The following is a 23504-nucleotide window of genomic DNA, read 5'->3' as shown; positions in this document are numbered from 1 at the left end:
CGTTTCGATTAAATCACTTTTGCTTCACTGCGTAATAATTGAACAAGCTCGGTAACCTGAGCACTGATTTCGCCGTCCAAAACTTTTCCAGCTTCTTTTTTAGCAGGAAGGTAAATTTCAATCGTTTTTGTTTTTGCCTCAACATCTTCTTCTTCCAAATCCAGGTCATCCAATTCCAATTCTTCAAGCGGTTTTTTCTTCGCTTTCATGATTCCCGGCAATGATGGATAACGTGGTTCGTTTAGCCCTTGCTGAGCTGTCACCAACAACGGAAGGGATGCTTCGATAGTTTCAGAGTCCCCTTCGACATCACGGATAACGCTTACATTTCCATTTTCGATGTCAAGCTTAGTAATGGTAGTAACATAAGGAATTTCTAAAATTTCGGCCACGCGTGGTCCCACTTGACCAGAACCGCCATCGATTGCAACGTTCCCTGCAATGATTAAATCGGCATTTTTACCTTTTAAGTATTCGCCTATAATTTTGGCAGTCGTGAATTGGTCGCCATTTTCTATGTCGTCTTCTATATTTATCAATACGGCTTTGTCAGCACCCATTGCCAGCGCTGTGCGTAATTGCTTTTCAGCCTCTTCTGTTCCGACAGAAATAACCGTTACTTCGCCGCCTTGTGCATCACGCACCTGGATTGCTTCTTCAACTGCATACTCATCGTATGGATTAATGATGAATTCTGCCCCATCCTCATTAATTTTCCCGTTGGATAGTGTAATTTTTTCTTCTGTATCAAATGTTCTTTTCAGCAGTACATAAATGTTCACGATAATACCTCCCGAATAATTTGAGTTTTGAAGATTATGAATTTTATTGATATATAGTAATGTTCTACAGATTTCATCAAAATCCTGCATGATATATAAAAATAGTTATTTTTACCGAATCATCATATCCCTTTGAATACAGCTTCCCTTTTTTCAATGAAAGCGGCGATTCCTTCTTGTGCATCAGCAGTATCGAAAGCTTGGCCAAAGAGGGCGGCTTCCCTTTCCACACCTTTATGGTAGGAATCATGCTTGGAATAATTCAATAACTCAATGGCCGACTTTAATGCCAGTGGGCTTTTCTTGGCAATTTTATTAGCTAGTTCCTTAGCTTTTGGAATCAGTTCTTCATCCGTGAAAGCATGATTCGCCAATCCGCATTGCACAGCTTGGGTACCTGAAATCGGTTCACTTGTAAACAGCATTTCAGCTGCCTTTGCCATGCCTACATAACGAGGAAGACGTTGGGTCCCAGCAAATCCAGGGATTAAGCCCAACTGCAGCTCAGGCAAACCAAGTTTAGCTCTTTCAGTGACTAAACGGATGTGGCAGGCCATAGCCAGCTCCAATCCTCCGCCAAGCGCTGCTCCATGGATGGCTGCAATAACCGGTTTTGGAAAAGATTCGATTTTCTCAAATACAGATTGCCCATTCTTGGTCAGCTTCTCGAAAGCTTTCCCGTTTTTCACTTCCGTAAACTCTTTAATGTCTGCTCCTGCAGAGAAGAATCTTCCTTCACCATGAAGAAGGACAACCCGTACGGCTTCGTCTTTCTCAATTTGATCGAAGGCCTGTGAAAGCTCTCCGATGATAGCTGAAGAAAGTGCATTTGCAGGTGCATGATCAATCGTTATAAAAGCCACATGATTTTCGACAGAAAGCTTAAGATATTCCATATCAATCCCTCCAGGCATGCTAGTCAAACTTTTTTGAAAATTCTATATGTATCACTTCCAGTTAAAGCTAGAAGCAGAATTAACCGATTCTTTCGAGGATGGCTGGCCATCCTCTATTTAAATCGTTAACTTTTCAGGCCACAGCCGCCAATCAGTAGGCGGTGAACGTCTGGTGCAAGGTCAGGAAGCGAATACTTTTGCTCATTCATGACCCAAGTCGTCACAGTTTCATCAATCGTTCCAAAAATCATCTGCCTGGCAAGTAAATTATTTAAATCAGGCAGGAATTCGCCGTTCTCTTTTCCTTCTATAATGATCTGATCGATTAAATTTAAATACCCTCTTAACACATCATTAATTCTTAGGCGCAATTCTTTATTCGACTGTCTTAATTCCAACTGAGTGACAATTGCTAAATTCACGTCTTCTGAAAGGTTTTGAAAATGTTTTTGGATGAGCACATGCAGTTTTTCCGAAGCAGTGGCCTTTCCTTTTAGCTCTTCTTCGATCTGTTCCACAAAATAGCCCATCTTTTCATGGAATAATGATATTAAGATATCTTCTTTATTTTTAAAATAAAGATATATGGTGCCATCCGCTACGCCTGCCTGCTTGGCGATTTTGGATACTTGGGCTTGATAGTAACCGTTTTGGGCAATTACAATAACGGCCGCATCAATAATTTGATTATACTTTGGTCTGTTGCTTTTCACTGGATGTCCCCTTTCAGAAAAATGAATGAACCATCATTCATATTTCTATCATAAAATGACGACCCTTTACTGTCAAGCAAAAACTTATATAAGGCTCCTGACATTCCACTTCTGTTCATTGTACAGCCCCCATCCATAGGTTGTCCAGCTGTTCTGCAAAACGGAGCCCTCTTCCGCTGCTCCGTTAAAAGGGGGTGCCTGTTTAAGCTTCTTTTCTTTCCTCGGATATTTTTTTCTTTTCTTCCTCGATAAGGACTCTTCTCAGGATCTTTCCTATCGTCGTTTTTGGAAGTTCATTCCTGAATTCATAGCTGCGCGGCACCTTATAGGAAGCCAGGTTTTTTCTGACAAATTCATCCAATTCCTCTTCAGTGGCCCTCGCATTTTTTTTCAGTACGACATAGGCCTTTACGGTCTCCCCGCGATATGGGTCAGGGATACCTGCCACAACCACTTCCTGTATGGCCTCATGCTCGTATAGTACCTCCTCCACCTCACGTGGATATATATTGAAACCGCCTGCAATGATTGTATCCTTTTTCCTCTCGACGACATAAAAGAACCCCTGCTCATCCATATAACCCAGATCGCCAGTTAGCAGCCAGCCATTTTTAAAGGTTAGTTCCGTTTCATCCGGACGGTTCCAATAACCTTTCATTACCTGTGGTCCTTTTATTGCAATCTCGCCTATTTCATTCGGAGGAAGCTCTTCATAGGATTCCAGCGACAGTATCGCCGAGTCAGTGTCCGGCCACGGCAGTCCAACGCTTCCTTTTACACGCGGCTGATCCCAAATGAAATTAGCATGTGTCACCGGTGAGGTTTCTGAAAGTCCATAGCCTTCAACAAGCTTCCCGCCGGTAATTTTCTCAAACTGCTCCTGGACCTCTAAGGGCAATGATGCAGAACCGCTTATACAGGCATTGATGGAAGAAAGATCATATTTGGCGATATCCGGATGGTTCAAGAGGCCGATATACATCGTTGGCGCTCCTGGAAACATGGTCGGTTTCTGTTTTTGAATGGTTTTAAGCGTCGCTTCGACATCAAATTTTGGCATGATGATCATGGTGTTCCCTTCCATGACTGATAGAACCAAGACTGTAGTCATACCGTACACATGGAAGAAAGGCAGAATCGCAAGGATCTTTTCCTCACCGCGCTTATTTTTATAAAGCCATGCATTGCACATTTTCGTATTTGCCAGCAAGTTCTTATGGGTAAGCATGACCCCTTTGGGAAAGCCTGTTGTCCCACCTGTATATTGCAAAAGGGCAAGGTCATTATCCACATCGATTGGCACAGTGACTTCTTCAGTGATCTTTCGTTTCATGATTTCGGAAAATAAATGATGATTCCCTTCATGCTCCACATTGATGACAATGCCGTATTGCTTTTTTTGTATAAAAGGATAGATTAGATTTTTCGGGAATGGCAAATATTCCTTGATAGCGGTTACAATTATATGTTCTATATCCGTTCTTGATGCCACTGCAGAAACACGGGGGAATAAAATATCCATCGCTAAAATTATTTTCGCTCCGGAATCTTTCATTTGATATTCCAATTCACGTTCAGTATAGGTTGGATTCGTTTGAACCACGACTCCGCCGGCCATCAAAATCCCAAAAAAGCTTATGACACCCTGAGGGCAGTTTGGAAGCATGACGGCAACGCGTTCACCTTTTTGAAGACCGATACTTTTTAAATAAGCTGCAAACTTTAAAGCAGATTCATGAACTTCCCGGAAAGTTAATTCTTTTCCCTGGAAATGAATCGATACTTTATCAGGGAATTCTTCGGCTGATTCCTTCAAAAAAGAATAAAGAGGTTTATCTTCGTACGACAAAACAGCGGGTATCTGTTCCGGATAAATAGCTTGCCATGGCTTATTGCTCATTTGCCCCCTCCTTCTGAATATTCTCAATACTCTTAATCATTATAATACAATCGGGATTTTCTTACAATTGCCGAAAATTAGAAAAAGCGAGCTAAAGGCTAAGAGTAATAGTGGGGCAGTGAAGCCTTGAATCTTCAAGATTTATTAGTAGGAGTTATAATACGCAATTAGTGAAAGGTTGATGATACTTCCTTTCTTCAACCCTAAGTTTTGAAATGAGTTTATCGCAATATGGCGGGATGTTTAGGTTTATAATCAGAGAAAACTGCTTTTAATAAATAACTTTGCATGTTTCCAGAGAAATTTAATCTGATCATCCTACATTACAAAGTTATTGAATGTATTGATTCTTTTTTGTCTTCCTATAATAGATTGCTGCTGATATTGCGTTGGAGTGACACCTTCATGTTTTTTGAACACCCTTGTAAAGTAATTTGGATCGGAGAATCCACAATTCTTACTAACTTCCATTACGTTTTCTCTCCTGTAGATCAAACATTTTTTCGCTTCTTCAAGGCGACGGACTGTAATATATTGAGTAATCGTGTAACCCGTCTCTTGTTTAAAAAGTCTGCTAAGATATTGGCCACTAAGAAAAACTAATCTGGATAAAGTATCTAAATTTATTTCTAAGTGAAAGTTACGTTCTATATATTCCATGACTGTTAAAATATCGTCATGCTCACAAGGTGCTTTTAAAGAGGCTGAAACCGAACGTTTTACTATGGGTATATATTTATTTAAGGCTTCCTCAATTTCATTAGGTTGAGCAGGTTTTAATAAATAATCACCTGATCCTGACTTAGACGTAAAGGCTATGTAATTTTCATCATACCCTGTCAGGAAGATGACTTGGCATTTCGGAACATCCCTTTTGATCATTTCAGCTGCCGCCAAGCCATCCATTATTGGCATTTTTATATCCATAAGGATAACATCCATTCGATTTTGTTTAGCGAGGTTCAAGGCATCCACCCCGTTTGCAGCTTCGAATAATTGGCTTATTCCTAAATTTGCTTTTTTAATTATCATCGTTAGCACTTCTCTTTCTAATGGCTCATCATCCACAATCATAACCTTCAAGACAAAACACCTCCTTGATTAGGGATTACTATCCGTACCATTGTGCCCTTTCCAGGTTTGCTTTCTAACGCTGTAATACCATACTCATCCCCAAAATAATATTGAATTCGCTTATGGACATTATTCATCCCAATTCCTGTAGTATGACTATTTTTTTTCACATCTCGATGTAAAAAAATAGAGGATAACGTTTCCTTTGTCATACCCACTCCTGAATCAGAGATTTCTATTACTACTAGGTCATTTTTTAAAAAAACATGGATTTTTATATCAATAGGACTATTATTGGGTTCAAAACCATGAATGATAGCGTTTTCAACAATAGGTTGAATGGAGAGAATGGGCATTTTCAAAGCTTCGGCATCAACTTCAACTATTTCTTCGTATTGAATTCTGTTATGAAAACGAGATTGCTGAATACTAATATAATTTTTAACGTAATCCAATTCTTCTTTTAAAGAAACATGCTGATCTATATTACGCAGACTGTACCTCATGATTTTTGCCAATGAATACGTCACTTTTTGTGTTTGTTCCGCGTTCTCTAAATAAGCTAATCTGGTAATGGTGTTTAATGTGTTAAATAAAAAATGAGGATTAATCTGGGATTGCAATACCTTAAACTGTGCTTCCTCTAGAAACTTCTCCAGCGTGGCACGAACCTCTATCTCCTCCATCAACTTTTGATTCTTCTCATTTAGCTCTTCCTGTACAAGATTATTAGCAACAATATTGACAATATAATTAGCAACGAGCTGAAGCATCTCTATCACTTCTTCAATGCGCTTGCGACCTGTAAATTCAATCTTATCCACATAAAGCTGTATGAGTTCTTGATCAATTGGTATATGTTTTATTTTCTCCCGAATCTGCATCACATGCTTTTCATCACGATTTTCCAAGAGTACCTGGCCGCATAAAACAGATCCAAGGTACTCCCCATTGAGAATAATAGGTGCAGCTATATCAACAAGACCAGAATGGCAATAATGCAAGATTGGCTTTGCCTGTTTTGCTGCAATGAGCCCCACCTTTTGATCCGACAATACACAGCATTGCAAACCTTCTTGGGAGGAACGCATATGGTTACAAAAACTAGTGAAATTAGATGGCATGGTTACAGGTATCCCCTGCTGATCCGCAATTATTACTCCAAAACAGGTAGCATCTGAAAAGCGTTTCTGGATATCCTGAAGAATCTCCACATTCACAACTTTACGTAATGTCAACATAGTTAGACTATACCTCCACGTGTATTATCTTTTTATTTTGAAAATTAAAAATCTTATATCTTTTCATTATAACTATTTAATTTTCAATAAAAAGTATAAAGTTTTGGAGTCAACCAAATAAATTTCATTGTGAAATATGAAGGTTTGAAGACATCCTGCATTAAAGCTATGAAATCCTTCATTCTAAATATTAATCCAGATGCAAATTAGGTTCAATTGTCCCTGTCTGATGATTCACATAACGAGTTAATACAAACAAGTAGTCAGACAAACGATTAAATACTTTATTATAATTGGATTTTATTGTTGTTGATTGTTTATTTCGATAGCATTACGTCCAGCTCTTCGAACATGGTTCTAGCACTATGAAGTGATGCACCGATTGGACTTCCACCCGGCAAAATAAAGTAGTAAGAGCTGTAAGGTGTTTTTCCATTTTATCTATTTCTTTTCCCAAGAAATGAACATCTTCTTCTTCAATCGGCCACCCCGCCTTATTTCCGATAGGAGTAGCTAATTCTGCTACAATATAAAACAATTTCGTTCGTATCATATGTATCGTTTGCTGTAATGGCTCCCATCTCTCATCCGCTGGAGCAAAAGAAAACGCTAACCCATTCATGGAATTGGCCTCATCACATGTTCCCTAAGCTTCAACATATACAGTTGCCTTTGAAACTCTCGTTCCATATACGAGACTTCTTTCACCTTTATCACCGGATTTTGAATAACCCTTCATTACTTACACCCTCTCTAAATTTTTTGATAATCTCATAAACAGCTAACATGATGTTGTTCCATTAAAATTAATTTATTAAACCAAAATTTCTGATTGTCAAGAGTCTATAGCATCACTGCATTTTGGGAAATGGATTTTCATTACAGTTCATGTTATTTTAGGGGAAATGTCCTAAGAGCCTAGTTGGTTCAAGTAACAATCAGTGAAGGAAAGAACCCTCCACTGATTGTAATTTTGCTTTATTCATTGAGTATGCAATCAATTCTTAAAATCACACAGGGCATCAACTGCAGTTTGAGCTACGTGTATATCTTCTTCAACGGAGCCACCGCTTACACCTACTGCCCCGATAATTTGCCCGTTATTATACAATGGAATTCCTCCACCAAATACAACAACCCTTCCGTTATTTGTAGTATTAATACCATAAAGTTCTTTTCCATTTGCAGCTACCAATGCCAAATTCTCTGTCGTCATTTTCATGGCTATTGAAGTCCACGCTTTGTTTTGCGCGAGTTCGACGCTAACCAATAAAGCATCATCCATTCGGTGGCAGGCGATAAAATTACCTCCTTCATCCACAATGCTTATAACCATGGGTACATTAATTTCGTTGGCCTTCTTTTCGGCACTCTCAATCAGCCTTTTTGCTAATAATAAATTGATTTGACTCATTTCCCTTCATCCTTTCCTCTTAAAAAGCTAATGGCAACCCTTTAACTAAACGTGCTGCGTTCTTGCCTAATTTACGACCGTTTTGGATGATGTCTTTTAAATAAGGTTCTTCCTGCTTCAAATTCTCGTGATGTACACATATATTCCCAATTCGATCAATGCCAATTCCCACCTTCAAAGGAGACATACAAGCTGCTTTACTCCCTAGTTCAATATAGCTGCTCGCTTCATCACTTTTTTGCAATAAAAATGAAACCCCTTCTTCTTCTAGTCCCGCACATATATCTTGAATTTGATTAGCATTAAGAGCACTGTCGTACAAAATGGCAATGTTCACTTCCCGTTTAGTCATTTCAATACCTCGTGCCTAATACTGGCTAATACCAATCCAGTAGCCACTGCATTTCTCGGACCTTCTGTGCCGCGTATATTGGCAAAACCTGCTACAATCCCGTACTTACCCAATTCCTCTGTTAACATTTGTGGAATTTCAAAGTCCAATGCAGATCCCCCCACCATAACGACAAAAGAAAGGTGCTTTAGATTGCCCGTGGGGATTACCCGCTTAAGGGCGCGCAGCGCATTCGTCACAAACACCCTCCGTTTTGCACTTCTTCGGGTATCTCTAATTTTCTCCATTGATGATTTGGTTGCTAAGGGGATGAGATCTTCTTCTTCTCGGATTACAACTTTCCCAAATGTATAAGAGGGAAAAGGGGTTTCAGAAAATAGCATCGTTCCGTCTTCTAGCTGCATATGGAATAAACTTAATACTTTTCCTAAAGGATGCTTTTTTATTTTTTCAGCGAGTTCCTTGCTGCCTAAAGCGAGTTCAGAATTTATTAGCATCGTGACCATGTCCCCTGCCCCGGCCAAATGACTCGATTTGATTTTGCCCGATTCGTCCATCATTGCAGCATCAGTAGAACCACCCCCCATATCGAGAATCACTATAGGCTTTCTCGTACCAGGGGTCGTTAAGGATCCGCGAATGGCCATTTCCGCTTCAACACCGCCAATTTCTACGGCGATGCCCATTTCCTTTTCCAATAAAGAAGCCACTTTTTGGACAGGAACTTTATCTGTTTTAACCATTGAGGCTAAAGCCACTCCACATTCCATTGAAAGCTCCCCCGCCATTGCACCGTTAATTGAAGTCGGGATTACGGCATCAACGGCGAGAAAGTCAGAGATTGTAATTTCATTTGATAATTGTCCAGTGAGTTGAGCTAAATCATGCCTGAGGCCATTAAACATCCCTCCAACATTGGTTCCTGTTTCTCCATGGACGTCTACCAATACTTCTAGCTTTTCATACGTATTCATTATCGCTTCAGCTCCATCATTAATGGACACTTCCAGATTTTGGTTATTTACTCCTTTTAAAAGGACCTTTCCCGCTTCTATTTTTCGTTCGACAACTTCCCCTTTTGGAGTTCGGATTACAACTGCTGATCGATTGCCAACTAATGCTTTGGCAACTAATGCAATCTGTATCGTTTGGTCTGGATTTAATTGAAAAACAGTAGAAAGACCGTATGGATTGCTTAGCGTCCGAATCACATGGCCCGGTAAAGCCACTTCTACTGCTGCTAATTTCAACAGAGGAACCTTTTCAATCATAGCTACCTCGTCCACGATGGGAACCTTGTTGTTCAGACGATTGTGTATTAATACTCCATCATCTTTTTGCACAATGGCACCTGTAATAGAAATACCTTGACTTACTGCCTGATTCAATTGGTGAGCAACCCACTCATAATCAAAGCTATTAGGAATAACAGCAATATAGTCTTGCCCCTTTATTTCTACGTCCAATAATTGATCAATCAACACCGTTATTCCCACTCCTAATCCTGCTCCACCCGGAGTATCAGGGTTATGACCTATCATGGAAGATTCCGTGATAATGGTTTCGCTAATTAGATCCATGGCCAAATCACCTATTACCGGCACAGCATCATTCAACCGGATAAGGTCAATGTCTTTTAACTCGATGCCTGCTTTTTTAACTGCTTCCTGCAAAGCTAGGCGAATGCCTTTCACATTATCAGGCGTTCCTTTTATACCCGTTGTTTTCACTAAATACTGTGAAAAAAACTCAGTATGGTTTCCGTCTACACTTGCAATCGCCACTTCCGTTGATGAATTTCCGATATCTACACCAGCTAGAATCTTTTTCATCATTCTTTAATCCTCATTTTTCTTTAACCTTCCTCGTCTTTCATACACATCTGCAGCTTCACGGATTAATTTGGCATTCTCAAATGCTCCATACTCTCCTTCTAATTCATCAGCGATCTCTAAAAGCTGTTCTTTAGTCGAACGATTAGGGCGCATCGCATTATAAATTTGTAAAATACGGGCATCGGATATATTAATCATTTCCGCTGCTCTGCGGAAGTTGTTCGCCAGTTGTGTTCTTCCTAAACTTTCACTAATATCTGCGTGCATTTCAAGCGTTTTTGGACTGATACGCAAGTCTGTTTCAGTTACGTCTCCTTCTAAAGCTGCATCCAATGTTAAATCTTTGTACGGTTTATCTGTACGTGTAAATAACAAATCAGGCCTTTTTATCCCGAGTGGATAGTCTTTTTTAGTTAAATTTCCGTTTTTTTCAGTCGTAAGATTTTCCATTTGAATTCCCTCCTAGTCTTTTATTAAAAATTCTACTGTTAATTCAATTGGCTTCTGATCTGGAATAATAGATTGGCACTCTTTTAAATAGAGTAAGGCCGCTGCTGCTTGGTATTTAGGCCGTGCCATTTCGTCATTTAACACAGGTACTGGACTTGGGCTTTCCCCTATCGCATACATGGCTGCGTTTCGTCCAATAGCCCTGTACATATCTAACGTAATTAAAGGGGATTGAGGAAATAATTCAAGATTGGTGAGCGGGTCTAAATCTCGTTGATGGATTACTGCTGTTCCCCTGGATTGCAGGCCTATACTTATTCCAGAACCACTCATTTGGGCTCCTCCATGTGCCATAAAAGCCAAATCAGCAGTGCGCAAGCTGCGTATGACCCGTGGTACGGCTCCTTGCTCTTCAATCCCGGAAAGGATTTCACGTAAGACAGAAGTGTGATCGACTTTGACGATTGTTTTATTCATTTCTTTTCCAAAAGCAGGGGCGATCGCTACGATTACTTCTCTCGGATTTGTTCCCTTCGCGGCCGTTCCGATATCCGTTAATTTCATCTCAATTAAAAATGTTGTCGTCACATTCAATTCCTCCTTAATCAAAATCTTGTGGACTAATCGCTTGACGAATGTCTTTAATTTCTTCCCATCTTTCCGGACTGAGACGATAGCCTGTCCCAGGTCCCTTGTAATCGTTTTCATCATTTACCGCACTTATAACCACATTATCTTTATTAATAATGGCTGATGTGTGTAAATAGTCGCCAGCAACCCTATGCTTCAACATATTGAAAATTCGTTCTGCAGTTTGTCGATAGCCACGCTTAGCTAAGATAAGAGCTATATCAAATCCTGAAATCCCCTCTCGTAATATTCGCTCTGCCGCCTTTAAATCTTCAACAACATTACGCAGCGGCATATCCACACTGCTGTTAGCATAAGTAGCCGCTTCGATTTCCTCATCTGTAATCATAGGAAATCCTAGCTCTTCAAAAATAACTTGTAAAGCTTTAGCTGCTTGATAACGGGTTTTGAGAAGGCTTTCTTCATCCACCGGTTTTAATCCGCCGTCCACCATCATATCTCGTTGAATAATTAAGTAATCATCCAAATCACTAGAATCCATATTAGAGCCTGCAAACATATCCTCATTATTTGGGACAGCAGCGAATCCGGCAAAGATAAAATCAGTACCAGGAAGCATTTGACATAGCATTTTAGCGCTGCGTCTGATTTCCGAATGAGAGAAGGTTTGGTCATTTCCCGAAGCTACTTCCATATCAAACAATGTAGTAGCTAGGTTTTCTGCTAAGACGGCGCGGATTCCACTCGGTACCGAGGCCGGTATGCCAATACAACTGATAGAACCGTTTTGCAGGCCTTGAACGCCCGCTCCTTTCGCCATCATGACACAACGAATCTCTAAATAAAGCATAGATTTCCCTTCTGCTCCGGCCATTTGCACCTCGGAACCAGTTCCTGATGTAAAGCGCATTTTAGCACCTCTTGAAGCATAGGCAGAGGCTAAAAATGACTTCGACCAAGGTGTGTCATCCCCATCCATGAAGACAGATTCCGTACCATAGATAGAAACAGTTTCCGCATAAGAAGTCATTCCAAGCATTGCTAAGCGAAGTTCCGTCGCTTCTTCTAAAGAATCTTGAGTCAAGATTCCATTCCTTGCAGTTTGGGAACCCACAAGCAATGCCAATGCGTTAAAGGGAGCATAACGAGCAACTCCGACCGTTGTTTCTTGTTCATCAAAACCATATAGGCCCGCTTCGGCAGCGTCTGCTGCCATCAATACAGGATTATCCCGTACATTCGTCACGTGACATTGGTTAGACGGTGTTTTCCTTGCCCTCATTTTTTGCAAAGCCATCATCATTTCAACAACATTCATATGATTTAGGACTTCTAGAACTTTTGCAGGTGTTAGCCCTTTTGACAATCTAATAATTTCTGAACGAGACACATTAATATCCACGAGTTTCTTAGCAATATCCAAGCTTTCAAGAGCCATGACTTGTTCGGTTAAGCTTCTATCTATTGTGTAATCTGCAATAAATTGATCTAACATATCAAAATCTTCTCGGCTTTTCCCATCCAACTCTACTATCTGGCCATTTTTTATTGTAATAGAAGGCTTGGGATCATTAGGGCTAGACATGGCAATAAACCCCATTTCAGGCCATTCTTTTACAAATCCATCTTTATTGACCGGTCTTTCTTCTAAGATCTCAAATCGTTTTGAGCGTTGCATAAACAATCCCTCTTTCTATGATCAGTTAGTATTTGAACTGTCTACATGCATTATGAGTTATTAAAGTAGTAGCGACATTGGGTACAAAACAATGAATATTTTATGGACGATCCCCCTACTTATATTTGTTTTGTTGGTATTATTATAATTTTCTGAATTATATATGTACCTAGACACAAATTACATTCACTAGCATTTTTTTGCTTTTTAACTAGTGAATTTTTAATGAGAGACTAAACTCAGATATGATTAAGACTATCGTGTTTTGGCCAAGTGATTAAAAAAGTGTTCCTAACCTGCAGACCTTAAAAAAATGAATACTTATAGAGTTCAAATAAAAGAAGCGGCACAATGGCCGCTTCAGTTGAAGAATGTCATATAAATGATTCCAAACAGAAAAAAGATACCGCAACAAACAATTAAGACTTTTGCAAGTTTCTCCACAGCTTACTCCCTCTCATGAAGGGCATTAAGAAATCCCGGCACCGATGACAAAAGATAATGCGATTGATATGATCATCGATAGGAATCCAACTGCCCGATTATCTTTTTGTATCTCTTCATCTATTTTAAATCCAGGAGTCATAAATTCAAAAATGAAATAACCGATCAACAGCAGGACAAATCCGTATACGCCCCAGCCAATCATGGTAAGAAGCGAATTCTGATGGAGAATGGACTGTTGGAATACATAGGCGATCCCAAATATTTTACCACCTGTTGCCAACGCGACAGAAAGGTTTCCCTGTTTGATTTCCTCCCAGTTCTTGTACTTTGTGACAAGTTCAAAAATGGCTAAAAAAACAATCATGCACAGAATAACGACACTGTAACGAGCAGCTATATATACATATTCATTTTCCCACATGTTCTCCATGGTCCAACTCCCGAATGGTAACTAGCCACCCGGCTTGGCTGAATTGCCGGAATGGCCGCTTTCCTTTATTTAAATTCCACCACCGTAACACCTGTTCCGCCTTCACCGGCTTCGCCGAAGCGAATCCTTTTGACAGAGCGGTGATTTTTCAAGTATTCCTGGACCCCGGACCGAAGAGCACCCGTCCCTTTACCATGAATGATGGAGACACTCGAATAACCGGCCAAAAGAGCATCATCAACGTACTTTTCCACTCTTGATATTGCATTTTCAAAGCGTTCTCCACGAAGGTCAAGTTCGACGCTAACGTGATAATCGCGGCCTTTGATCGTGGTAAGCGGCTTTGTTTCTTTTACTTTTGTGCTCTTGATGAATTCCAGGTCAGACTCCTTCACCTTCATCTTCATGATGCCGATCTGAACCTGCCATTCATTATTTGAGACCTTCTCAATCAAGTGACCTTTTTGACCAAAGCTTACGACCTTTACTTCATCTCCAGGTTTCAAGCTTTTATCAAGCGGTCTCGCAGCTTTATTTGACGTTTTTTTCACTTTAGGCGCTGCTTCTTCAAGCCGCTTTTTGGCATCGATCAGTTCATGCTCTTTAACATCGGCATGCTTTTCAAGTCGCAGTTTACGTAAGTCGGAAATGATCGCTTCAGCTTCCCTTTGTGCATTTTCAACGATTGCCGCTGCCTCTTTTGCTGCCTTTTCAACCATCGCATCCCGTTCTTCATGGTACTCATCAATTTGCCTTTGAAGGTCTTTATGAAGAATTTCCGCCTGTTTCAGGTGATTCTTGGCTTCAAGCTCTTCTTCTTCGGCCTTCTTGCGGCTGTCTTCAAGGGACGCTATCATATTTTCAACTTTATTCGTATCCTCACCAATATGGCTGCGGGCGTTGCTTATCACGTTTTCTTCCAAACCAAGACGCTTGGAAATTTCAAAAGCATTACTCCGCCCTGGTACACCGATCAAAAGTTTATAGGTGGGACTCAAGGTTTCCACATTAAATTCAACGCTTGCATTAATGACGCCTTCCCGATCATATCCATACGCTTTTAATTCCGGGTAATGTGTCGTTGCAATTACACGTGCTCCGCGCTTATACACTTCATCCAAAATGGAAATGGCCAAAGCGGCACCTTCCTGTGGATCTGTTCCCGCTCCAAGCTCATCGAATAAAACAAGGCTGTCATAATCGACATGCTTAAGGATATCGACAATGTTGACCATATGCGAAGAGAATGTACTTAAGCTTTGTTCAATCGACTGTTCATCGCCAATATCGGCATAAACAGAGGAAAACACAGCCGTTTCGGAACCATCCAGCGCAGGGATTTGCAGACCGGACTGTGCCATTAACGTACAGAGGCCAATCGTTTTCAGGGTAACCGTCTTACCACCTGTATTCGGACCGGTGATGACGATTGTCGTAAATTCATCACCAAGAAAAATATCATTGGCCACGACAACATCACTCGGAATGAGCGGGTGTTTCGCTTTGAATAATTTTACGCGCCCCTCATTATTCAAAATCGGCTTGGATCCTTTTATCGCTTTTGCATATTTTGCCTTGGCGACAAGGAAATCGATTTGTGCTAGCACTTTGACATTATGAAGCAATTCAGGGGTGAACGCACCGACTTTTTCCGATAGTTCAACCAATATCCGTTCTATTTCCTGCGTTTCCTTCACCCGGGTTTCCTGCAGGACATTATTCAGCTGAACGATTGCTTGCGGTTCAATGAACAACGTCTGCCCTGATGATGATTGATCATGTATGATACCGCCATATACACTGCGGTATTCCTGTTTTACCGGGATGACGAATCGGTCATTCCGGATGGTGATGATGGCATCTGATAACATTGTTGATGCATTGGAAGAACGGATCATACTTTCCAGTTTTTCCCTGACACGACTCTCGTTCGTCCGAATTTGGTTTCTTAGCGTACGAAGCTTATCGCTGGCAGAATCCATCACTTCGCCATGTTCGCTAACTGCATACGTAATTTCCTGCTGCAAATCAATCAATGGATGAAGTGAATCGATATATTCGGCTAAAAGCGGAACATCAATTTCCTGCTCTGCGAGTTCTTCGAAGAAACGGCTTAGGATCCTGCCGGCACGAATCGTACTCGCAAGTTCCATCAGTTCCATCGGTGAGAGCATACCGCCAATCTGTGCCCTTTTTGCATGTGGACGGATATCGAAAATTCCGCCCAATGGCAAGTTACCTTTCAACCTTACGATTTTGGCTGCCTCATCTGTTTCTTCCTGCCATCTCGACACTTCTTCAAAATCCGTGGAAGGCATTAATTGCTCTGCCTTCTCTTTTCCTATGGATGAGGATGCGTGTGAGATTAATTGTTCTTTTATTTTATGAAATTCCAATGTCTTTAAAGCTTTATTATGCATGGAGTTAAAGCTCCTCCTTATTTATGGGCAAATAGTTAATCATTTCTCTTTAAAAACGCCAATAATCCATCCGTATCCCTTGCATTAAGAACCGTGGATTCTTTAACCCAGCCCTTTTTGGCTGATGCGACCCCAACAGGCATATGTTCAAGCATGTCGATGCTGTGGGCATCCGTATTGATTACGATAGGAACGCCCGCTTCCTGCGCCTTGCGCAGATGGGGAGGTGCCAAATCCAATCGGTTCGGATTCGCATTCAATTCCAAGGCAGTATTCGTTTCACGGGCCAGTTCGATCAGCATCTCTATATCCACATCATATCCGGCGCGTCTGCCGATGATCCTTCCCGTTGGATGGGCGATGATATCTACATGCGGATTATTCAGAGCCGTTTTTAAGCGCTCCATGATCGTTTCCCGAGGCTGTGAAAAGCTTGAGTGAATAGATGCAATCACCAAATCCATCTCTGCAAGCAGCTCATCGTCATAATCAAGTGTCCCATCAGGAAGTATATCCATCTCTATCCCAGAAAGAACGGTAAAATCAGCGTATTTTTCATTAAGTTCATGAATGATCCGTTTTTGTTCACGTAAACGTTCCGCAGTCAAGCCGTTCGCCACTTTCAGATATTGCGAATGATCGGTGATGGCCATATATCGATACCCTTTTGCACGGCATGCTTCAATCATTTCTTCAATCGTATGAGCCCCATCACTCCATGTGGTATGCATATGCAGATCACCTTTAACGGCCTCTAAAGATATGAGAGGTTCATTAGCATCATAATGCTCCACTTCCGTTCCGTCTTCACGTATTTCAGGCGGGATGAAAGGAAGGCCAAAATGATTATAAAATTGTTCTTCCGTTTCAAACGTCAATACATCACCGGTTTCAGTCACTTCCACCCCATATTCGCTGATTTTCTCTCCGCGATCTTTAGCAAGCTGGCGCATCCGCACATTGTGATCCTTCGAACCCGTAAAATGATGGAGTGTCGTGATGAATTCCTTATCCTTAACGATTCGGAAATCAACTGAAATGTCATATTCATAATCAAGCACGACCGATACTTTTGTATCACCGGCCGCAATCACCTGCTTTATCCCTTTTATTGCAAGCAGTTGATTCTTAACCTCTTCGGGATGATCTGTCGAAATGATGAAATCGAGGTCCTTGATCGTTTCCCTCATGCGCCGGATACTGCCCGCCCTGGAAGAACGGATGATGTAATCCATGTTAGCAAGAGCCGTTTCAATATCAGCCGCAATCGGCCTCATGAAGGCTAGGGGCAGTCGATCGGGCCTAGAACCCGCATCGGCAATTGCAGACAGGATCTTCTCTTCCGTTTTTTTGCCGAAACCGGCAAGCGCCGCGACCCTGCCTTCTTCACAGGCGATTTTAAGATCATTCACATCATTGACATGCAGCTCTTTATGAAGCTTGGCAATTTTCTTCCCGCCCAAACCTTGAAGCTGCAGAAGCGGAATCAATCCTTTTGGCACCTGCTCCTGAAGCTCTTCAAGTACAGTCGATTTCCCTTCATTTATATACTCTTCGATGACGGATGCCGTTCCTTTCCCGATTCCATTCAAAGCGGTAAAATCTTCGATCTCCGACAGGCTCCGGTCATCCGTTTCCAAGGCGCCTGCTGCCTTTCGGAAAGCTGAAACCTTGAACGGGTTCTCTCCTTTTAGTTCCATATATATTGCAATTTTTTCTAATAGTTTAATGATATCTTTTTTATTAATTGTCATTTAATTCACCGCCGAAAAAATTAGTAGGGTGTCCCATATTCACTTTCTTAAAGATACCTTTCTTGGAGGTAAAGTACAAGCAGTCAGATTCTTAACCTACGAATCAAATAGAAGGAAGCTACATGCTGCTACATAAAAAGGGGCCTCCCCCTTTCAAAGTATAGGAATCCAGGACTTTGAGAAAGGGAGGCAGGCCCACTTATACTGACATTAAGATTGTTTTAGATCATGAAACCAAAGTTCCTTCACTTGCTCGGAAAGGAACGGCGTATGTTTCACGATCGATTCTGCCAGAAATGAGCCCGTTAATGGTTTCTGGATGGAATCCATTGGCAGCATGGCAGCTATATATAATATAATAAACATGATAAGATAGACTTCGAGAAAGCCCAATATCCCTCCACCCCAGCGATTCAGCTGCTTTAATATCGGAAGATGGGTAATGAAGTTGAGCATGGATCCTATCATTTGCCAAAGAATCTTGGCAGCAAAGAAAATGATTGCAAAGGCAATTGCATTGTAATACGCCGTATCAAGCCCGACTGTATCGAAAAACATATTAAGGGTCGAGGAATCACCCATCGTTGGAAACGGAATCCACAATTTCAAATTGGGAGCAAGATCTCCGTAAAATACATAGGCGACGATGAAGGCTACTATGAACCCTGTCATATGAACCGTTTGTAAAATGAAGCCACGCTTTAAACCGATTAATAAACCGATTAAAAGAATGGCCAGAATTGCTAAATCAAGCATATACTCAGTCCTTCTCTCTCTTTAATTCCAGTTGAAGCTGGTCTAGTTCATCTTTTAATTTAATATATTCGTGGATGGTATTCACGGCCGTTAGCACCGCTAGCTTACTTGTATCCAAGTATGGATTTTTCATCCTGATCTCTCTCATTTTTTCGTCAACCATCGAAGCGACCAGGCGCATATGACTTGCGCTTTCTGTGCCGACGATTGTATATGGTTGTCCGTATATATCAACTGTTGTTTTATTTCGTTTATCGTCTGACAAAATGATGCCCCCAATCTAAACAATCCTAATTCTATCATATCACGAAGTTTTTCGTCATGAAAGAGAGTACATCGTCATTTCTCGCATAAAAATTTCAATAATTTGTCAAACGAAAACGAATTTTAGGAAGAGGATTACTAATAAACAAAATGAAGTTAGGAGCTTACCCATTATGTCCCATGTTGTTTTACTTATCAGTCCTGAACAAATAAAGGCGATGAAGTCCCATTATTCTTCATCCTTGGCCGCCAAGCTGCCGCCCGGGAGCATCTTTTCCGCCAAACCGCCGCTATGTACGGTGACCGCCTATAAATCTGGAAAGGTGCTTTTTCAGGGTAAAAATGCCGAACTAGAAGCAGTAAAATGGCAAAATGGCACCACTGCTGCTGCTCCAAAGAAAAAAACGGCGTCCCCTGCATCAGTCAATGTCCATCGATATTCGCCGCCTGCAAATATCGGGACCATGTCTGTGATTGGATCCGATGAGGTCGGAACAGGAGACTATTTCGGCCCGATCACCGTCGTAGCCGTATATGCAAAAAAGGAGCAACTAGCCCTATTAAAGGAGCTTGGTGTCCAGGATTCCAAAAATCTCAAAGATCCACAGATCATCGAAATTGCCAAACAGATTAAGGATGTAGTGCCATTCAGCCTGCTCACATGCGACAACCCGAAATATAATGCGCTTCAGGCAAAAGGAATGTCACAAGGAAAAATGAAGGCACTCCTCCATAACCAAGCAATCAAGAATCTCATGCAAAAAATCCACCCGGAACAAGCAGAAGCGGTCCTTATTGACCAATTCGCTCAACCAGAGGTATTTTTCAATTACCTAAAAGGGCAAGAACTATTTCAAGCTAACGCCACCTATCTATGCACAAAAGCGGAAGGCATACACCTTGGAGTAGCAGCCGCATCCATCCTAGCCCGATATGCATTCGTGAAACGCTTTGACTTGCTGAGTGAAAAAGCCGGATTCAAAATCCCTAAAGGAGCCGGATTTGCAGTCGATGAAGCGGCCGCAAGATTAATTCATGAAAAAGGAATCGATTCATTAAACGAATTCACGAAAACCCACTTCGCCAATACAGAAAAAGCAAAGCGACTATATCAACAGAAATATCATAAATAGAAGAAAGCGGCTGATCTTTTGGAAAAGCCGCCTTTTTCTCGTGAGTTTGCGCTATTTACTCGTGAGTTTGCATTATTTACTCGTGAATTCTCGCTATTTACTCGTGAATTCTCGCTATTTACTCGTGAATTCTCGCTATTTACTCGTGAATTTGCGCTTTACTCGTGAATTCTCGCATTTACTCGTGAATTTGCGCTTTACTCGTGAGTTTGCGTCATTTACTCGTGAGTTTCCGCCTTTTACTCGTGAATTCTCGCTATTTACTCGTGAATTCTCGCTATTTACTCGTGAATTTGCGTTTTACTCGTGGGATCGCTCCATTTACTCGTGAGTTTCCGCCATTTACTCGTGAATTTGCGCTTTACTCGTGAGTTTGCTCTATTTACTCGTGAATTCTCGCTATTTACTCGTGAGTTTCCACCATTTACTCGTGAATTCTCGCTATTTACTCGTGAATTCTCGCTATTTACTCGTAAATTTGCGTTTTACTCGTGAGTTCGCACTATTTACTCGTGAATTTGCGCTTTACTCGTGAGTTTGCACCATTTACTCGTGAATTTGCGCTTTACTCGTGAGTTTGCACTATTTACTCGTGAATTCTCGCTATTTACTCGTGAGTTCGCGCCTTTTACTCGTGAGTTTGCACCATTTACTTGTGAGTTTGCACTATTTACTCGTGAATTCTCGCTATTTACTCGTGAATTTGCGTTTTACTCGTGGGATCGCTCCATTTACTCGTGAGTTTCCGCCTTTTACTCGTGAATTCTCGCTATTTACTCGTGAATTCTCGCTATTTACTCGTGAATTTGCGCTTTACTCGTGAGTTCGCACTATTTACTCGTGAGTTCGCGTCATTTACTCGTGAGTTCGTGCCGTTTACTCGTAAAATCCCAAAAGACAGCTCCCCAAGATTCAGGGAGCTGTCTTTTTGGTTTTATCCTCTTAGCTCTGCGCCAGCTTTTTCTTTAACGGCTTCAAGCACTTTATCATGTGCTTTAGTAATGTCCTCGTCCGTTAGAGTACGTTCCGGGTCGAAGTATTTCAGTGAGTAGGCAATGGATTTCTTGCCTTCCTCCATTCTTTCACCTTCGTATAAGTCGAAGATGCTTACTTCTTTCAGCAGTTTGCCACCGGCTTCTTCAATAATATCCTGAATGTCCCCGGCTTTCGTAGCTTGATCCACAACGAGCGCGATATCTCGTGTGGTTGATGGATAGCGCGGAATGGTTTGGTAGGCAATCGGAGCGACTTCTGCTTCGGCCAATGCTTTTAATGAAAGTTCGAAAATGTATGTTTCTTTAATATCCAAGTCTTTTTGGACGGTTGGGTGAACTTGGCCGATAAAGCCAATCACTTCACCATTCAATAGTACTTCGGCTGTCCGTCCTGGATGCATGTCGTTGATTTCCGCTTGGCGATAACTGATTTGATCAGCTAATCCAAGTGTGTCGAATAATGCTTCGATCACGCCTTTGGCTACAAAGAAATCCACTGGTTTCTTTTCGCCTTGCCATAGATGTGACTCCCATAGGCCTGTGATTGCTCCAGCAATATGTTCTTTTTCTTCAGGCAGTTCTTGTTCGTCACGCTTAAAGAATACCGAACCGATTTCATACAGTGCCAGTGAATCAATTTGGCGGGCATTGTTATATTTCACGACTTCCAGCAATTGAGGCACGATGCTTAAACGCAGCTGACTCCGTTCTTCACTCATTGGCATTGCTAATCGTATGGATTCTCTTGCTTCCAGTGCAAATTGGGACGCTTTTTCCTGGCTTGTCAGTGAATAGGTCACCGCTTGATAAAGGCCTGCGCCTTCAAGTGTACGGCGTGCCTTCCGCCGTTTAATTTGATAGTCAGTCAATTGGCCTGGGGTAGCAGAACCGATCGGCAGTGTAGCGGGAATGTTATCATATCCATATAAACGTGCAGCCTCTTCGACTAAATCAGCCTCAATCGTAATATCACCACGGCGCGTCGGGACTGTGATTGTGAACGTTTCATTGTCAAGTTCCACGCCGAATTGCAGACGCTTGAAGATCGATTCCACAACTGATACGGTCATGCTTGTTCCAAGAAGTGTGTTGATTTTTTCAAGAGTGATGCTAATGACCGCAGGTTCCATTGTCAATTCGTCAACTTCTGCTGCTCCTTGTAAGACTGTTCCGCCTGCATATTGCGCAATCAATTGTGCAGCACGTTCTCCAGCTTCACGTACACGGGCTGGGTCGACGCCTTTTTCAAAGCGGGCACTGGCTTCACTGCGTAATCCATGGTCCTTTGAAGCTTTACGAACTACTGTACCTGCAAAATATGCACTTTCAATAATGATGTTCGTCGTATCATTTTTCACTTCGGAATCCGCTCCGCCCATCACACCAGCTATCGCAACAGGCTCGCTGCCATTTGTGATCACTAAATGGTCAGGTGTCAAAGCGCGTTCCGTTTCATCCAAAGTTACGATTTTTTCAGCATCCTTCGCTCTGCGGATGACGATTTCCTTTGAACCAAAGCGGTCATAATCAAAGGCATGAAGCGGTTGTCCGTATTCAAGTAAAATGTAGTTCGTGATATCCACCACATTATTATGAGGACGGATACCTGCAGACATCAACCGAGTCTGCATCCAAAGCGGTGAGGGTCCTACCTTAACATCCTTGATGATTTTAGCAATGTATATCGGGTTATCTTCTTTCGCTTCCACTTTGACACTGATATAATCTGATGCTTTTTCAGCTGCCTCTACTTTCTCGACAACCGGCCATTTCACTTCACGGCCTAGAATGGCTCCCACTTCGTATGCAACACCAAGCATGCTCAATGCGTCGGAACGGTTTGGAGTCAGCCCAAGTTCCAGCACTTCATCACTTAAACCAAGTTCCTCCAATGCATCTTTCCCTACTTCCACATCATTTGGGAAGACGAAGATACCTGTAGCGTAATCCTTGGAAACGAGCTTGGATTCGAAGCCCAATTCTTGAAGAGAGCAAATCATCCCGTGCGATTCCTCTCCGCGAAGTTTCGCTTTCTTGATTTTGAAATTACCAGGAAGGACTGCGCCAACAGTAGCGACTGCGACTTTTTGGCCTTTATCGACATTCGGTGCTCCACAGATGATCTGAACGGGATTTTCGGCCCCGATATCAACTTGGCATTTATTCAATTTATCCGCATTTGGATGCTGTTCACGTTCAATGACATGCCCGATGACGACTCCTTTTAGTCCTTCACTTTTCTTTTCTACCCCTTCAACCTCAATGCCGCTTTTTGTGATTTTGTCAGCTAGCTCCGTCGCATTGATGCCTGAAAGGTCAACATAATCTTGTAACCATTTATATGACACAAACATGGTAGGTCCTCCTTTTTAAAATAAA

23 protein-coding genes and 1 pseudogene are annotated in these 23504 nt (G+C 41.6%); 4 read left to right on the top strand and 20 right to left on the bottom strand.

The genetic code is table 11. From position 1 onward, the window contains the following. Window positions 1–8: 8 nt before the first annotated feature. The 19 genes and pseudogenes from V3595_RS03690 to zapA form a co-directional block, all read right to left on the bottom strand. Window positions 9–782: an electron transfer flavoprotein subunit beta/FixA family protein gene (locus tag V3595_RS03690; protein ID WP_485905458.1), complete on the bottom strand. Its 774-nt coding sequence runs from the start codon at window positions 780–782 to the stop codon at window positions 9–11. Between the two features lie 122 nt (window positions 783–904). Next, complete coding sequence (locus V3595_RS03685; RefSeq protein WP_485905457.1) at window positions 905–1678, bottom strand: enoyl-CoA hydratase; 774 nt, start codon at window positions 1676–1678, stop codon at window positions 905–907. A 125-nt stretch (window positions 1679–1803) separates the two neighbouring features. Further along, window positions 1804–2391, bottom strand: coding sequence for a fatty acid metabolism transcriptional regulator FadR (fadR, locus tag V3595_RS03680; protein WP_137019459.1), 588 nt, complete (start codon window positions 2389–2391; stop codon window positions 1804–1806). Then, entirely contained in the window at window positions 2388–2510 is a 123-nt protein-coding gene (locus tag V3595_RS03675; protein WP_284702818.1) for a hypothetical protein, read from the bottom strand. The genes fadR and V3595_RS03675 overlap by 4 nt, the downstream gene beginning before the upstream one ends. 83 nt (window positions 2511–2593) lie before the next feature. Continuing rightward, complete coding sequence (locus tag V3595_RS03670; protein ID WP_485905456.1) at window positions 2594–4291, bottom strand: AMP-binding protein; 1698 nt, start codon at window positions 4289–4291, stop codon at window positions 2594–2596. 318 nt (window positions 4292–4609) lie between these two features. Then, a complete protein-coding gene (locus V3595_RS03665; protein WP_485905727.1) occupies window positions 4610–5365 on the bottom strand; it encodes a response regulator transcription factor in 756 nt (251 codons plus the stop codon). A 5-nt stretch (window positions 5366–5370) separates the two neighbouring features. Continuing rightward, complete coding sequence (locus V3595_RS03660) at window positions 5371–6606, bottom strand: sensor histidine kinase (RefSeq protein WP_485905455.1); 1236 nt, start codon at window positions 6604–6606, stop codon at window positions 5371–5373. A gap of 331 nt (window positions 6607–6937) precedes the next feature. Further along, window positions 6938–7240: pseudogene (locus V3595_RS03655) on the bottom strand (hypothetical protein); the annotation flags it as partial. A gap of 363 nt (window positions 7241–7603) precedes the next feature. After that, the gene (locus V3595_RS03650; RefSeq protein ID WP_485905454.1) at window positions 7604–8020 is read right to left on the bottom strand and encodes a GlcG/HbpS family heme-binding protein; all 417 of its coding nucleotides are present in this window, start codon (window positions 8018–8020) and stop codon (window positions 7604–7606) included. A gap of 19 nt (window positions 8021–8039) precedes the next feature. Further along, entirely contained in the window at window positions 8040–8372 is a 333-nt protein-coding gene (locus V3595_RS03645) for a glycerol dehydratase reactivase beta/small subunit family protein (protein ID WP_485905453.1), read from the bottom strand. Beyond that, window positions 8369–10207 (bottom strand): diol dehydratase reactivase subunit alpha, encoded by a 1839-nt coding sequence (locus V3595_RS03640; protein ID WP_485905452.1) that lies wholly within the window; start codon window positions 10205–10207, stop codon window positions 8369–8371. Before V3595_RS03640 ends, V3595_RS03645 begins: the two co-directional genes overlap by 4 nt. Before the next feature lie 3 nt (window positions 10208–10210). Further along, the gene (locus tag V3595_RS03635; RefSeq protein ID WP_485905451.1) at window positions 10211–10657 is read right to left on the bottom strand and encodes a diol dehydratase small subunit; all 447 of its coding nucleotides are present in this window, start codon (window positions 10655–10657) and stop codon (window positions 10211–10213) included. Window positions 10658–10669: 12 nt separating this feature from the next. Continuing rightward, window positions 10670–11245, bottom strand: coding sequence for a propanediol/glycerol family dehydratase medium subunit (locus tag V3595_RS03630; RefSeq protein ID WP_485905450.1), 576 nt, complete (start codon window positions 11243–11245; stop codon window positions 10670–10672). Between the two features lie 13 nt (window positions 11246–11258). Then, window positions 11259–12926 (bottom strand): propanediol/glycerol family dehydratase large subunit, encoded by a 1668-nt coding sequence (locus tag V3595_RS03625; protein WP_485905449.1) that lies wholly within the window; start codon window positions 12924–12926, stop codon window positions 11259–11261. A gap of 469 nt (window positions 12927–13395) precedes the next feature. Further along, entirely contained in the window at window positions 13396–13803 is a 408-nt protein-coding gene (locus V3595_RS03620; RefSeq protein WP_034309012.1) for a DUF350 domain-containing protein, read from the bottom strand. Window positions 13804–13868: 65 nt separating this feature from the next. Continuing rightward, window positions 13869–16223, bottom strand: coding sequence for an endonuclease MutS2 (locus V3595_RS03615; protein WP_485905448.1), 2355 nt, complete (start codon window positions 16221–16223; stop codon window positions 13869–13871). A 35-nt stretch (window positions 16224–16258) separates the two neighbouring features. Beyond that, a complete protein-coding gene (gene polX / locus V3595_RS03610) occupies window positions 16259–17977 on the bottom strand; it encodes a DNA polymerase/3'-5' exonuclease PolX (RefSeq protein ID WP_485905447.1) in 1719 nt (572 codons plus the stop codon). Between the two features lie 210 nt (window positions 17978–18187). Then, window positions 18188–18733: a CvpA family protein gene (locus V3595_RS03605; RefSeq protein ID WP_101222851.1), complete on the bottom strand. Its 546-nt coding sequence runs from the start codon at window positions 18731–18733 to the stop codon at window positions 18188–18190. Between the two features lie 4 nt (window positions 18734–18737). Beyond that, complete coding sequence (gene zapA, locus V3595_RS03600) at window positions 18738–18998, bottom strand: cell division protein ZapA (protein WP_048678967.1); 261 nt, start codon at window positions 18996–18998, stop codon at window positions 18738–18740. A gap of 172 nt (window positions 18999–19170) precedes the next feature. Between zapA and rnhC the strand changes: the two genes are divergently transcribed. From rnhC to V3595_RS03580, 4 genes are all read left to right on the top strand, one after another. After that, window positions 19171–20130 (top strand): ribonuclease HIII, encoded by a 960-nt coding sequence (gene rnhC / locus V3595_RS03595; RefSeq protein ID WP_402898246.1) that lies wholly within the window; start codon window positions 19171–19173, stop codon window positions 20128–20130. Between the two features lie 40 nt (window positions 20131–20170). Continuing rightward, window positions 20171–20461: a hypothetical protein gene (locus tag V3595_RS03590; RefSeq protein ID WP_485905446.1), complete on the top strand. Its 291-nt coding sequence runs from the start codon at window positions 20171–20173 to the stop codon at window positions 20459–20461. Beyond that, window positions 20458–20625 carry a hypothetical protein gene (locus V3595_RS03585; protein ID WP_485905445.1) on the top strand — a complete coding sequence of 56 codons (168 nt, stop codon included), beginning with the start codon at window positions 20458–20460 and terminating at the stop codon, window positions 20623–20625. Before V3595_RS03590 ends, V3595_RS03585 begins: the two co-directional genes overlap by 4 nt. Window positions 20626–20701: 76 nt before the next feature. After that, on the top strand, window positions 20702–20953 hold the full coding sequence (locus V3595_RS03580; protein WP_485905444.1) for a hypothetical protein: 252 nt from the start codon (window positions 20702–20704) through the stop codon (window positions 20951–20953). A 111-nt stretch (window positions 20954–21064) separates the two neighbouring features. Here V3595_RS03580 and pheT read toward each other — a convergent pair whose 3' ends face one another. Next, a complete protein-coding gene (gene pheT / locus V3595_RS03575; protein WP_485905443.1) occupies window positions 21065–23479 on the bottom strand; it encodes a phenylalanine--tRNA ligase subunit beta in 2415 nt (804 codons plus the stop codon). Window positions 23480–23504: the final 25 nt, after the last annotated feature.

It is taken from the genome of Bacillus sp. CFBP9009, from assembly GCF_036541465.1.
GTDB lineage: Bacteria > Bacillota > Bacilli > Bacillales > DSM-1321 > Peribacillus.
The sequence above is the reverse complement of the archived record's forward strand: the minus strand, read 5'-3'. Positions and strand labels throughout refer to the sequence as shown.